The sequence below is a fragment of the Streptomyces gilvus genome, from assembly GCF_022513565.1.
Taxonomy (GTDB): domain Bacteria; phylum Actinomycetota; class Actinomycetes; order Streptomycetales; family Streptomycetaceae; genus Streptomyces; species Streptomyces gilvus.
This window is the reverse complement of sequence record NZ_JAKWBE010000031.1, coordinates 1-12,868: the sequence shown is the minus strand read 5'-3', so window position 1 is coordinate 12,868 and position 12,868 is coordinate 1. Positions and strand designations below refer to the sequence as shown.

Here is a 12,868-nt window from a genome sequence, read left to right as displayed (position 1 = left end):
GGTTGACGCAGGGCCGAAGTAGGGAGCGTACCCCATAGGGTCTAGCCTCGCGATGTGGACAATTCTCGCACCCGGCCGCGCGTCGGCCACATCCAGTTCCTGAACTGCCTGCCCCTGTACTGGGGGCTCGCGAGAACGGGCACGCTCCTCGACTTCGAGCTCACCAAGGACACCCCGGAGAAGCTCAGCGAGCAGCTGGTGCAGGGAGACCTCGACATCGGGCCCATCACCCTCGTCGAGTTCCTCAAGAACGCGGACGACCTGGTCGCCTTCCCCGACATCGCCGTCGGCTGCGACGGCCCGGTCATGTCCTGCGTGATCGTCTCGCAGGTCCCGCTGGACCAGCTCGACGGCCGTCGGGTCGCCCTCGGGTCGACCTCGCGCACCTCGGTCCGCCTGGCCCAGCTCCTCCTCGCCGACCGCTACGGCGTCCGGCCCGACTACTACACCTGCCCGCCCGACCTGAGCCTGATGATGCAGGAGGCCGAGGCGGCCGTACTGATCGGGGACGCGGCGCTGCGCGCCAACCTCCTCGACGGCCCGAAGTACGGCCTGGCGGTGCACGACCTCGGGAGCCTGTGGAAGGAGTGGACCGGCCTGCCGTTCGTCTTCGCGGTGTGGGCGGCCCGGCGCGACTACCTGGAGCGCGAACCGGTCATCACCCGCCGCGTCCACGAGGCCTTCCTCGACTCCCGCAACCTCTCCCTGGAGGAGGTCGGCAAGGTCGCCGAACAGGCCGCCCGCTGGGAGGCCTTCGACCAGAAGGTCTTGGAGCGCTACTTCACCACCCTCGACTTCCGCTTCGGCGGCCCCCAGCTGGCGGCCGTCGCCGAGTTCGCCCGGCGCGTCGGGCCGACGACCGGTTTTCCGGCGGACGTGAAGGTGGAGCTGCTCCAGCCGTAATCACTACGCTGCCGCACAGCAGGCGTACCGGGGGAGCGTGACGCCGGCGTACAGGGGGAGAGTGACGCCATGCAGCCGCTCGGAGTCGACGAGCCGACCGTCGTCGGACCCTACCGGCTGCTCGGCCGGCTCGGCTCCGGCGGCATGGGCCGGGTCTACCTGGGCCGCAGCGCCGGGGGCCGCACGGTCGCGGTCAAGATCGTGCACCCGCACTTCGCGCTCGACGAGGAGTTCCGCGCCCGGTTCCGCCGCGAGGTGGAGGCGGCACGGCGGGTCGGCGGCGCGTGGACGGCACCCGTCCTCGACGCCGACCCCGAGGCACCCGTCCCCTGGGTCGCCACGGCCTACGCGGCGGGCCCCTCCCTCGCGACGGCGGTCGCGGACGCCGGTCCGCTGCCCGCCCATTCCGTACGAGCGCTGGGCGCGGGGCTCGGGGAGGCGCTGACGGCGGTGCACGAACTGGGCCTGGTGCACCGGGACGTGAAGCCGTCCAACGTCCTGCTGACCCTGGACGGGCCCCTGTTGATCGACTTCGGCATCGCCCGCGCCACGGACGGCACCGCGTCCCTCACCTCCACCGGCGTCTCGATCGGCTCTCCCGGCTACATGTCCCCGGAGCAGATCCTCGGCAAGGGCGCGACCGGTGCGGCCGACGTCTTCTCCCTCGGCGCGGTGCTGGCGTTCGCGGCGACGGGCGAGCCGCCGTTCCCTGGCGACTCGTCGGCCGCGCTCCTCTACAAGGTCGTCCACGAGCAGCCCGAACTCGGCTCGCTGAGCGGCGAGTTGCGGGAGGTCACGGAGGCGTGCCTGGCCAAGGACCCCGGTGCCCGTCCCACTCCGGCCGACCTTGCCCGGCGGCTGGCCCCTGAGGGCGCGGCGCGGCTGGTGGCGGGCGGGTGGCTGCCGGGGGCGCTGGTGGAGCAGGTGAGCAGGAGCGCGGTACGGCTGCTGAATCTGGAGGCCGCGGAGACGGGGGACGCGGGTGAGGCGGGTGAGGCGGGGGAGGCCGCTTCGGGGCCGGTGGGGTTCAGCAGGCCTTCTGTGGGGGGTGGTGAACCGGGGGCGATCGCGGGGGAGTTCGGGCCGGCGCCGGTGATGGCGGGGGAGGCGACGGGCGGCGACGCTTCGGGTTCGGGCGGTCTGGCCTCTGGCACCCCGGCCTCCGATGCTCCGGCCTCTGGCGCTCCGGCCCCCGGCGCTTTGGCCGCCGTACCCGAGCCGCGGGACGCGCCTCCCGTGGAGCAACGGCCCGGGAGGCTCTCCGTGTCGGTGGCGGCGACGTCCGTGCCGGGGGAGGGCGGACACGGGCGGAAGCTGAGCTGCACGGTGGCGCTCGCGGTGGCGGGGGCGTTGGCGGCGGTGACGGTGGGGTCGGTGGTCTTGTTGGACCAGTGGCGGAGCGGGGACAACGAGACCAACGGAGGCGGCGCGGTCGGCAGTCCCCCGGCGCACTCGGTGACGCCGAGTTCCGCGACGAGCGACGCGCCCAGCCCGGGCGCCGCCGCCGTTCCCGTCTCCTACCTCGGCACCTGGGAGGGGCAGGCCACCGCGCTGAACGGCACCCTTCCGGTCGGGACCTTCCGGCTCACGGTCCACCAGGCTTCCGTCGGGCAGGAGTTGGGCCGACTCCAGCAGACCGACCAGCTCGGCGGCGTCTGCACCGACGTACTGTCCGTGAAGTCGGTGACGAAGAAGGAGCTCGTCGCCACGTCGGTGGGCGCCGCGTCCAACCACGAGGGCTGCAATCCGACCCCGCACACCGTGCGGTTGTCGCGGGTGGGCGACGACCTGAAGTACGTGTCGGACAGCGAGGCGGAGGGGCGGCCTACGGCTCGGATGTCGAAGGTGGGGTAGACCGGTTGGCTCGCACGTACTTCACGAGCGCGGCGATGATCAGTGCGGTCGTCGCCAGGGTGGCGAGGAGGCCGACCGGCCAGACGTACGGGTACTCGACGTGCACCCAGCAGGGGCCCCCGCGGCTGTAGCAGCCGTAAGCCCAGTCCTTTCGGTGCTTGGGGCGCTACGTCGCCCTGATCACGCCCGCGATCAGATAACCGGCGCCGAGCCCGGGCAGCGACCCGATCGCCCATGTCAGCGAACGAAGCCTGCCTGCCTTCCAGTCCATGCGGGTCAGCGGGGCGACGAACGCCGCGAACGCCAGCGGCAGGCAGGCACCGACGGTGGCCGCGAAGGCGTAGGCGCCACCCGGCCACGACGACGCGAGGTCGCCCCAGATGCCATGGCCCCAGAACCTCTCGATGAACATCAACGGGGCGATGAGGAGCAGGAAGACGGGGATCGGCAGGCAGCCGAAGAGCCAGTTGCCGCGCTCCTCGCGCTGCTCCTCCCTCGGTCTGCCCGGCCGGTGCTCGTACCGCAGCGCCCCGCCGGCCGCCCTCCGGCGGCCCGGCCTTCTCGAACTCGTACCCACGTGATCCCTACAGCGGCGTCGTGACCGTGACGTGTTCGCCGGTGCCCAGGTGCAGCATGCCCTTGCCCGGGGTGATCGGGCCGCCGACCATGCTGCGGTTGGTGCGGATGCCGATGAGCTCGCCGGAGCCGGACTCCTGCGGGGAGAGCAGGATGCCGCGGCGGGCCTTCTTCGCGTCGACCTGCCAGCCGGAGAAGCCGTCGCAGATCTCGTCCTCGTCGCCGGCGATGACGACGGCCAGCCCCTCCTCGGCGCCGCGCTCCACGATCCGCTTGAAGACGTCCTCGGCGTCGCAGTCGTCCAGCACCTCGGCGTCGTCGACCAGGACGACGACCGGGTCCTCCGGCTTGGCCGTGTCGACGAGTTCCGTCAGCTCGTCCTCGTCGACGTCACGCCCGGTGAAGACCTTCAACACACCTTCCTGGCCGTCCAGTTCACGCAGGGGCGAGGGGCGCGGGGCCGCGACGACCAGGCGCACGCCCTTGCTGAGGTAGGACCGGGCGAAGCTCAACAGCATCGTGGAGCGGCCGGACTTGGCCGGTCCGCCGATGACGAACGCCGGCACGCCCTGCGCCAGGTCCGGACCGAACGCGGTGAGTTCGTCGCCGCCCACCCCCGCGAGGGCCCACAGCGGGGCGGAGGTCGTCGCCGGGTCGCGCATGGCCCACGCGTCGTCGAAGGAGATACGGCTCGGCAGCACGTCCACCCGGAACGGCCGCAGGGAGCGCGGCACTTGGGCGTCCCGGACCGCCGCCGCCTCGCCGATGGCGACCAGCGCGGCGTTCTGGCCCTGACCCGTGGTGTCCTCGGAGAGCAGCGCGAACTGCGTCTCCGCCGCCGTCTCGCTGCGGAAGGCGCGGCCCGGCGGGATCTCCTCGGGCACCTTGCGGGAGTTGATGTCCAGCATCGAGAAGTCGGCCCGGTCGGCCAGCCGCAGACCGTACTTGTCCTCGGTGAGGGAGGAGATACGGCCCGCCAGCAGCTGCCGGTCACCGGTGATCACGACATGCAGGCCGACGCTCGCGCCCTCGCGCATCATCGCCATGATCTGGTCGGTCAGATCACCGTGGTTGTGCTCGCCGAGCGTGGGCAGCCAGCCCTCCCAGCGGTCCAGCAGCACGACGATGTGCGGCAGCCGCTCTTGCTCGGAGACGGCCGCCCGCTGCTCGCCGATGTCCGCGAACCCTCGGTCGGCCAGCAGCTCCTGACGGCGGCTCAGCTCACCGGACAGCCGGCTGATCAGCCGCTCGACCCGCTCCAGCTGGTTGCGGCTGACGACCGCGCCGCAGTGTGGGAGGCGGGTGAGCGCGTTCAGGGCGCCGTTGCCGCAGTCGATCCCGTAAAGGTGCACGTCCGCACAGGAGTTGGTGCGGGCCAGCGAACCGGCGATGGTGCGCAGCACCTGCGAACGGCCGGTGCGCGGGGCACCGGCGACGATGAGGTGCCCGAAGGTCGCGAAGTCGACGACGACCGGACGCCGCGCCTGGTCGGCGGGCAGGTCCTCGATGCCGTACGGGGCGGCGGGCAGCGAACCCTGGCTGTGCGGGGCCGGTACGTCGTCCAGGAGCAGCGTCTCGTCCAGCGCCGGCAGCCACGGCGAGTGCTGCGCGGGGATGCCGAGCGCCTGGTTGGCCTCCCGTACCGCGTCCACCAGCACCTTGAGGTCGGTGATCTCGTCGTCCTCGCGCGCCTCGGACTTGGGCTTCGCCAGCGCGCCCCGGCCCAGGTCCTGCCAGGTCAGCGAACCGGCCCAGGGCGCGAGCGTGGCGGGATCGGCGGCACCGGGGCGGCGGCCACCGACCCGGCCCGACTGGAACGGGATCAGCGAGGCATGCCCGAGCCGGACGTACGCCCTACCCGGCGTGCTCTTCGCGATGTGCCCGGCGTCGGGCGCGTCGATGACGTCCGTGGACTCACCGGCGTCCGTCACGCGCAGCGCGATACGGAGGTTGGTGTTGGCGCGGATCTCGGGGGAGACGACACCGGAGGGCCGCTGGGTGGCGAGGAGCAGGTGGATGCCGAGGGACCGGCCTCGCTGGGCGATGTTGACCAACCCCGTGACGAAGTCGGGCAGATCACGCACCATCGAGGCGAACTCGTCGATGACGATGAGGAGTCGGGGGACCGGAGGGTGGGACGGGTCCCGTCGTACCAGATCCTGGTAGTCCTCGATGTCCTTGGCGTCGGCGGCGGCGAGGATGTGCTCGCGGCGCTTCAGCTCGGCGCCCAGCGACTCCAGGGCCCGCTCGACGAGATGGGCGTCGAGGTCGGTCACCATGCCGACGGTGTGCGGGAGTTTGACGCAGTCCTTGAACGCCGAGCCGCCCTTGTAGTCGACGAGGACGAAGGTCATGTTCTCCGGCGTGTTGGCCACCGCCAGCGCGGCGACGATGGTCTGCAGCAGCTCCGACTTACCCGAACCGGTCGTACCGGCGATCAGTCCGTGCGGGCCGTCGCGCCGCAGGTCGATGCCGAACGTGCCGTCGTACGACTCACCGATGACCGCCATCGTCGACTGACCGCCCATCCGCCACCGCGCGGCGATCGCGTCCCGCGTCGGCGGCTCCAGCTGGAGCACGTCGAGCAGCCGGCTGGAACCGGGCAGCGCCGAGTCCTCGGTCTCGCCGCTGATGTCGCGCAGCGGGGACAGGGAACGGGCGAGCCGGGCACACCAGGCGGCGGAGACGAAGTCGGGCCGTACGTTCTTCTTCCGCAGCGCTCCGGTCTGCTCGACGCGCAGCCGCAACTCCGGTGCCTTGGTGGCGAGTTCCTCCGCCTGCTGGGCGGTGGGATGCCAGGCCTGGAAGGAGGGGAAGCCGCCGACGGACTGCTGGGCCACGGGCGCCGACTGGTCGGCGGAGTCGGTCTGCCGCGGCTCGGCGACCACGAAGGCCTGGCACTCACCGGGCAGGAACCGCTCCTCCTCGTCCAGGCAGATCGCGTAGATGGCGACCGACGGACCCTCCCGCAGCAGTCGTACGACACCCGGCATGGACCGCAGCCGCCGCGACCCGTCCCAGACGACGACGATGTCGGGGTCGGAGAAGGCGGGCCCGTCGGTCTTGTTGCGGCCGCCCTGCTGAAGGGCCTTCTGCCGGGCGTCCAGCAGCTGGGTGAGCTCACCGACGCGCGCGCCCACGGTCTCGGAGTCCGTCCCGATCAGGACGTTGACGTCCTGTCCGCTCGCCGGGCGGGAGTGCGGCAGCCAGCGCACCCAGTCCCAGCGCTCACGGGCGTCGTTGTCGGTCAGGACGTAGAACTGCACGTCCATCGGGCTGTGCAGCACGGCGGTCTGGGCCACGGCCCAACGCCCCATCGCGGGCGCGGAGTCACCGGGACCGGCGACGCCGATCACGCCGAGTTCCCTCAGGGGGAGGGCGACCGGCGCGTCCTCGATGAACCAGCGGACCTTGCGCTTGTGCTCGTCCTGCTCGGGGTCGTCGAGTTCGACCTCGGAGGGGACGCGTCCGGTGCCGAAGCGGATCAGCAGGTGATCGGCGTCGGTGCGACGGCGCTCCCAGAGCCGGGTGCGCGGGCCGGTGCCGGTGGCGAGCACGGCGGCGGGGTCGGGCACGGCCTGCCGCCGGTCCGTCCGCTCGGCGACCAGCGCCTCCTGGGCGTCCTTCTCGATGCGCTCCTTGTGCTCCTGGTACTCCTTGCGCTGCTTGGCGTGCGACTTCCGGCCGTGCTTCTTGTCCATGAAGTAGTTGCCGAACAGCATGATCGGGCTCATCAGAGCCATGATCAGGTAGTACCAGCGCCCGAACATCATCACCGACACCACGGCACCGACCAGCGGCAGCAACGCCATCAGCCAGGGCAGCGGCCGGGCCTCGTAGTCACCGGGCGGATTCGGCAACGAGAACGACGTCTGCCGCTCGGCGGGGCGCAGCCGCGGGGGCCGGTTGTAGTCGAGCCCGGCACCGTCGTCGGACCACTTGAGGGCGGCGTTGGGCGGGGAGTAAGTGACCAGCTCCAGAAGGCTGTTGCCCAAGGCGAGCTGTGACCCCAGTGGCCAGTCCCCACCACTGAAGTCCTCACCATCGAGACGAGGCGAACCGCCGTCGCGGCCCTCCTTGTTCAGGGTTACCTGGCAGGTGCCGTCGATGGCGATGGACAAGGTGGCGGCGCGGGCAGGGAGTTCGGGATCGTCGACGCGGATGTGATCGGCGGGGCCGCTGCCGATGTCGTACCGTCCGACACCAAGCCGGTGCACGGCTCCGGCGGCGGGACCACCGGCGACCCGGAACTCGACGACGCCGGTGGGCTCACCGAGGATGCACCCGGCGGGGTCGTGCAGGCTGACGACGACGCCGTCGCGGAGGGGGGAGTTGACGACGGTGGCGCTCGGATCGACGGCGTACCCGTCGACGTAGGCGAGGGGGCCGGAGCCGGTTCCTGTTCCTCCGCTGGTGCCTCGGTGGGCGCCGATCGGAATGATCTGGGCGTCGTCGCCGCCCCAGCCGACGTGCCGTGCGAGCTCCTGCGCGATGGCGCCCACGGTGGACTCCGGATCGGCGTCGAGCACCACGTCGGCACTGGCACCGCCGAGCGGGTCGACGACGGTCAGACTCAGACGCACGCTTCGTCCCCCAACACACCGGAACCACCGAGCGCAGTGGCTCCACTCAACACAGTGAGAGTGACCTTAACCGCCCTGCCTTTGCCGGGCGCAACGGGATGTGCAGCGGTTCACGAATCCCTTGCAAGAGGCCCCTGCGGTCCCATGGGTCACACCCGTAAGATCTTTGCTCGTGCGGACGGCCCGTCCACGGCCGCGCATCCGCCAACACAGCCACGGGGGAAGGCCCTGAGGCCACACCAACGGGAGGGAGCCGTCATGGCCGGCAAAGACACCGATCTCACTTATGCGGAGATGGAGAAGGTCGCAGGCGACCTGATCAAGGACATGCACGAGCTGGAAGACAAGATCAAGAACATCGAGAAGCGCGTCTCCGCCCTCGTGGAGAACGGCTTCACCACCCAGAAGGCCTCGGGAGCGTACGACGACTCCATGAAGGACTTCACCAAGGGCGCCACGAAGACGATCCAGGGCCTGCACGGCCTGTCGGACTTCCTGAAGAAGGCCAAGGAGGCTTACGAGCAGCTGGACGAGCAGCTGGCGAAGCAGGCCAAGGGCTAGTAAAGTCCGCAGCTGTCTGCTGGTTGGGTGCGATGGGGCATGTCACATGCTCCATCGCACCGGCCTTTCAGTCCCCAGCGCTCTTCGTCTCGCCGGGCTGCGGATGGCGCATCAGATACTTGTGCAGGTCGCTGCGCCACTCCTCGGTGGTCAAGACCAGCCAAGAACCGTCGCTGAAGCGGATGCGCAGCTTGTTGCTGTCGTAGGCGGGCAGTGGATCCTCGAGGAGTGCCTCGACGGCGGGAATCTCGGCAACGACGCCCATGCGCTCGTCCCGGCGGACGGAAACGCGCTTGGGCGGTGCCGCCAGGACGATGCGGCCCTCGGTCAGGAACACAAACCGTTGGTGGTGGGAGGAATGGCTGTACCAGCGCAGGAGGAACTGGCCGGCCGCCCTGTTCCAGTCGCCGTCGAAGGTCTTGTCGAGCCCGAGTTCGGTAATGGCCTCATCACGTCGCTCGATGTCGTCGTCCGCTGCGCGCGCACGGTCGCGTTCCTCTTTGGTCGACAGCATGCGCTTGAGAGCCTCCTCACCCGAGGCGAGGAGGCTGAACAGCATGGCAATCAACATGAACGGCGCGACGAGTACAGCGCCGAGCATGCCCAGCGGTCTCAGCAAGGCAGGCCGCAGCGGCCCGGCTCCAGCGGCTCGGTGTGCGTCCGCGGGCGGCTCGGGGATCTTGCCGATCGTGCACCACGCTCCCGCGTCCGGCGTCACGCCGAGGCGGTTCCGTATGGCGCGGTTGGTGCTCCTGGACAAAATCGTCTCACCTTCCTTGCGGCTTGCGGGGGGACGCGTTGGAGCAGTGTCTCATGTACACGATGGGGGAATTCATCAATGGCCGACAGAATCGCGTACGACCTTGACATGATCAAGAGCTGTTCGCGAACCCTGGGCAAGCTTCACCGCGAGTTTGAACACCACGGAAATCCTGCGGATGGTTATGGGGACGATCTGGGCCATGGCGGCCTGAAGGACGCCTTCGAGGACTTCAGCAGCACATGGAAGAAGACACGCAAGAAGCTCACGAAGGAACTCAAGAAGCTGGCCGACTACACCGGAGCCGCAGCACAGAAGTACGAGGAGATCGACCACGAGTTGGCCAAGGCCATTGCTGACGCCACGGGGAAGGGGAAGAAGTGAGCAGGCGATCTGCTGACTGGCCGCCGCTGTGGGACGAGGACCCTACGCCGGGTGATCCTGATGAGGTCGCAGCGCTCGGGCTAAAGTTGCGCAAAATGGCCGATACGATCGATGAACAGGCACGGGTTATCAAGGCGTTGTCCTCGGTGGAAGGGTGGGACAGCGACGCGGGTCGTGCCTTCAACGAGATCGCGGACGGTGCGGGAGATAGGCTCAAGAAGTCCTTCGAGAGGTACGACGAGGCGGCCAAAGCGCTTGGCACCAAGGTAGCCGAAGGAGAATCGAAGGAATTCGCCGGCGAGCTTTATCGTGCCCAGAAGAAGGCTGACAAGGCCTTGGCCAACTATCGTGAGGCAGAGTCGGATCACGATCTGGCCGACCGTGAAATGAAGAAGTACACGGACAAGTATCCGGCTGGTGAAATACCCGAGGCGGAAAGGCACGAATACGAGCGGTGGAAGAAGAAGCGTGATGACGCGCTGCACCGAATCGGGCAGGCACGCAAAGATGTCAAGGACGCCAAGGACATCTTTGACGATGCGGGGAATCGTGCCGCCAGGCAGATCAGGAACGTGGCGTACCACGACGCGGTCCGTGACCCAGGCGGGTTCATGAACTGGCTCGCTGACTGGGCGGACATGTTCTCTAACATATCCGCGATCCTGTCAGTCCTGGCAGTCATCTGTGCGTTTGTGCCGCCGTTGCAGTTCCTAGTGCCCATCTTCGCCACACTTGCCGTCCTCTCCAGTGCAGCGGCGCTCGCCGGCCACGCCTACGACATGTCGGTGCGTGGCGGAAAGGTCAACTGGCTGAAGCTGGGAACCGACTTCCTGGGCGTCCTGCCAGGGCTGGGGGCGCTCAAGGGGTTCAGGGCACTGACCGGACTCAAGGGCGTCGCCAAGCTAAGGGCCTTCGGGAAGCTCGGCACCTGGGGCTCGTTCCGCGGAGTCGCCGCGGTCGACGGTATCGGGCACAACTTCCTCAACGGCCTCAGCGTGGGTCTGACGAACAAGGTCCTCGCCGGTGGACTCAAGCTCGGGCAGAAGCTCAACGTCGGTGGTCTTCCCGAGAAGTTCGTGCCCATCGGCGGCAAACAGATCACTGGCATCATCAAGGCCAACGGCCTCGCCAGTGCACTCCATCGGATGTTCGACGGGCAGAACGGTGGGACTACCGGTTACCAGGAACCCGAGCCCTCTCAGTCCACCCCCACTCCTCAGCCCTCGCCCGGGCCGTCGCCCCAGCCATTCCATGCAGCATTGGCGGCGTAGGCGCGAAACCTGACCACAGGTGAAAACCACATCACATGGAAGGGGCGATCCAGGTGAGCGATTCTTCCGACCTTAACCTTGGTGAATGGGAATTTGTCGGCCGCAGGGGTGGAGAACGTGCGAGGCTGGTCCCCGGTGAAGTGATCGCCGCAAGCTCATCCGCCAAGTCTCTTGCGGAGCAAGCCAGCAAAGAACTCCGATTCGATTTCCTGGACGATCGCGCCGTGCTTCGCATGCTGCGACTCCGGCATGAGGACGAGGTCGCCATGTTCAACGCGGGTCTCAAGATCGGCGTACCCCTGGCGATCATAGGCTTTGGGGCAGCGGTGTACTGGGGTGGCGTCGTCCAGTACTGGGGGTCGAACACCGCGCGAACCGGCTACGCGGCTGGGGCGATCGTCGTTGTCGTGGTGCTGGCTGCCATATATGTCAGAACCGCGGTGGCGCACTGGGGAGACCCTGTCCGCCAAAACCTCCGGGCTCGTGCTCGAAAGTATCGAGAACTGGCGCATCTGGCACGTAGGGAAGGAGCAGATGTTCCTGCCCGCTACCCACACTATGGGCCGTATCCTTTCGCAGCCAATTTCCACCCTCAAGTGGATGAAGCGCAGTTCAACGACAGAAAAGGCCACTCATGAGTGCGGTGACAGCCGAAGGGAATCTCCAGAGCACGCTGGGAGGTGAAGGCGTCGATGTCCGCTGGATCATGCCGGAAGGGTTCTTTGAGATCCCGATGGCCTCGGATGACCTTGATGAGACTGCCGAGCAGCTGATCGAGCTGGCCCGCACCGTCATGCCGGAGGCCACCTTCGAAGTGCAGTTGGAATGGGCGTTGATGGTCGCCGCCCACTACGACACATTCGTCGAGGCCGGCGTACAGTACTCGGGTTTCGTTCTGACCGATGTCGACGGAACGCGCTGCACCGCGACAGTCACCGTCAGTATGATCGACCTCGATGAACAAGCCGGACCTCGTCCAGTGGGGTTCCTCAGTTCGACGATGCGTCACCTTGGTATCGGACGGGTCAGTGACATCCGGCTTCCCTGCGGCCCGGCCGTCTCCTGCATCGGGAACCGGAAGGGAAGTCTCCCCGGAAGTCTCACGGCCTCCGGCGTCGATGAGCCTGTCGAGACCTCCTTCATTCAAGTGCAGATACCTCTGAACAACGGGACAGCCCTGGTCTTGGAGATGGGTACCCCTACGCCTCAGGGCTGGGATGTCTTCTCATCCATGTTCGCCGGTGTCGTGAAGAGTGTCCGCCTGTTCAACGATTCGGGAAAGCTGATTGTGATGCCCGGATGACCAGGGAAGGCGACCTCACAGCACCCCCCAAGGACTACCGACTCCTTGTCCCCCGGGACTGGTTCCGTATCGATCTGACGCAGGACCGGTGGCGCGCTCAACTGAAGACTTTCGTGGACTACCAAGCTGAAGGGAAAAACGTACCGGCCGAGACCAAGCAGGAGACTTGGGCTGTTCTGCGTAACACTGCCGAGACTGGGGTCAGATGTGGTGCGCTGGAATTCTTCCTGAGGCCCGAGTTGGACAGGGGTGTCATCCTGCCGGCGTCATTGACCGTCTCTTTGATCCCGCGGACCGAATCCGTCACCCCTCAGGACCTCAAGCAGATAATGGAGGCGAAGCAGGCGCAGAACGCAACCGCTGGGGAGGTGTCAATCTTGGCCCTCCCCGCGGGCGAGGCAGTGCGGATACTCACGCCAACCACCATGGACTTGTACGTACAGATGCCCGGCGCCGTCGGCTATCTCGTCCTGGCATTCGCAGTGCCGCTCAGCAGAGTGAATGGGCCGATGTACCGACTCTGTATGTCCATCTCCGAGTCATTGTGCTGGATTGTGTGACTTGCGCGGAGAGGAAGTACGGCAGGCTAGCCTCGATCTTGCATGAGGGTCCATCAGCAAGCTGACGGACCCTCATTGGCGTTAACCTCGATCTTTCTTGAGGGTCCGCCGAC

11 protein-coding genes are annotated in these 12,868 nt (G+C 67.9%); 8 read left to right on the top strand and 3 right to left on the bottom strand.

Annotated elements, in window-relative coordinates:
* Positions 1 to 54: 54 nt before the first annotated feature.
* Both MKW14_RS33445 and MKW14_RS33440 read left to right on the top strand, forming a co-directional pair.
* Positions 55 to 903, top strand: a complete 849-nt coding sequence (locus MKW14_RS33445; RefSeq protein WP_240869266.1) for a menaquinone biosynthetic enzyme MqnA/MqnD family protein — start codon at positions 55 to 57, stop codon at positions 901 to 903.
* Positions 904 to 972: 69 nt separating this feature from the next.
* Complete coding sequence (locus MKW14_RS33440; protein WP_240869264.1) at positions 973 to 2,757, top strand: serine/threonine-protein kinase; 1,785 nt, start codon at positions 973 to 975, stop codon at positions 2,755 to 2,757.
* Between the two features lie 166 nt (positions 2,758 to 2,923).
* Here the strand turns inward: MKW14_RS33440 and MKW14_RS33435 are convergent, their stop codons facing one another.
* Positions 2,924 to 3,334 (bottom strand): hypothetical protein, encoded by a 411-nt coding sequence (locus MKW14_RS33435; protein ID WP_240869262.1) that lies wholly within the window; start codon positions 3,332 to 3,334, stop codon positions 2,924 to 2,926.
* A 7-nt stretch (positions 3,335 to 3,341) separates the two neighbouring features.
* Positions 3,342 to 7,916, bottom strand: coding sequence for an FtsK/SpoIIIE domain-containing protein (locus MKW14_RS33430; RefSeq protein WP_240869259.1), 4,575 nt, complete (start codon positions 7,914 to 7,916; stop codon positions 3,342 to 3,344).
* 258 nt (positions 7,917 to 8,174) lie between these two features.
* On the opposite strand from MKW14_RS33430, the gene MKW14_RS33425 reads away from it, so the two are divergent.
* A complete protein-coding gene (locus tag MKW14_RS33425; RefSeq protein ID WP_240869256.1) occupies positions 8,175 to 8,477 on the top strand; it encodes a WXG100 family type VII secretion target in 303 nt (100 codons plus the stop codon).
* A gap of 67 nt (positions 8,478 to 8,544) precedes the next feature.
* On the opposite strand, the gene MKW14_RS33420 is transcribed toward MKW14_RS33425, so the two are convergent.
* Positions 8,545 to 9,195 (bottom strand): hypothetical protein, encoded by a 651-nt coding sequence (locus tag MKW14_RS33420; protein ID WP_240869254.1) that lies wholly within the window; start codon positions 9,193 to 9,195, stop codon positions 8,545 to 8,547.
* Positions 9,196 to 9,315: 120 nt separating this feature from the next.
* Here MKW14_RS33420 and MKW14_RS33415 point away from each other — a divergent pair, with 120 nt between their 5' ends.
* From MKW14_RS33415 to MKW14_RS33395, 5 genes are read left to right on the top strand one after another with little or no spacing between them, the layout of a single operon-like run.
* Positions 9,316 to 9,621, top strand: a complete 306-nt coding sequence (locus MKW14_RS33415; RefSeq protein ID WP_240869251.1) for a hypothetical protein — start codon at positions 9,316 to 9,318, stop codon at positions 9,619 to 9,621.
* Positions 9,618 to 10,892: a putative T7SS-secreted protein gene (locus MKW14_RS33410; protein WP_374116630.1), complete on the top strand. Its 1,275-nt coding sequence runs from the start codon at positions 9,618 to 9,620 to the stop codon at positions 10,890 to 10,892. The genes MKW14_RS33415 and MKW14_RS33410 overlap by 4 nt, the downstream gene beginning before the upstream one ends.
* Positions 10,893 to 10,945: 53 nt before the next feature.
* A complete protein-coding gene (locus MKW14_RS33405; protein WP_240869245.1) occupies positions 10,946 to 11,530 on the top strand; it encodes a hypothetical protein in 585 nt (194 codons plus the stop codon).
* Positions 11,527 to 12,195, top strand: coding sequence for a hypothetical protein (locus MKW14_RS33400; protein WP_240869242.1), 669 nt, complete (start codon positions 11,527 to 11,529; stop codon positions 12,193 to 12,195). The genes MKW14_RS33405 and MKW14_RS33400 overlap by 4 nt, the downstream gene beginning before the upstream one ends.
* The gene (locus MKW14_RS33395; protein ID WP_240869240.1) at positions 12,192 to 12,755 is read left to right on the top strand and encodes a hypothetical protein; all 564 of its coding nucleotides are present in this window, start codon (positions 12,192 to 12,194) and stop codon (positions 12,753 to 12,755) included. Before MKW14_RS33400 ends, MKW14_RS33395 begins: the two co-directional genes overlap by 4 nt.
* The last annotated feature ends 113 nt before the right edge of the window (positions 12,756 to 12,868 follow it).

Coding starts and splice junctions, on each gene's coding strand:
- MKW14_RS33415 (WP_240869251.1), top strand. CDS start 9,316: ATGGCCGACAGAATCGCGTACGACCTTGACATGATCAAGAGCTGTTCG.
- MKW14_RS33400 (WP_240869242.1), top strand. CDS start 11,527: ATGAGTGCGGTGACAGCCGAAGGGAATCTCCAGAGCACGCTGGGAGGT.
- MKW14_RS33440 (WP_240869264.1), top strand. CDS start 973: ATGCAGCCGCTCGGAGTCGACGAGCCGACCGTCGTCGGACCCTACCGG.
- MKW14_RS33425 (WP_240869256.1), top strand. CDS start 8,175: ATGGCCGGCAAAGACACCGATCTCACTTATGCGGAGATGGAGAAGGTC.
- MKW14_RS33395 (WP_240869240.1), top strand. CDS start 12,192: ATGACCAGGGAAGGCGACCTCACAGCACCCCCCAAGGACTACCGACTC.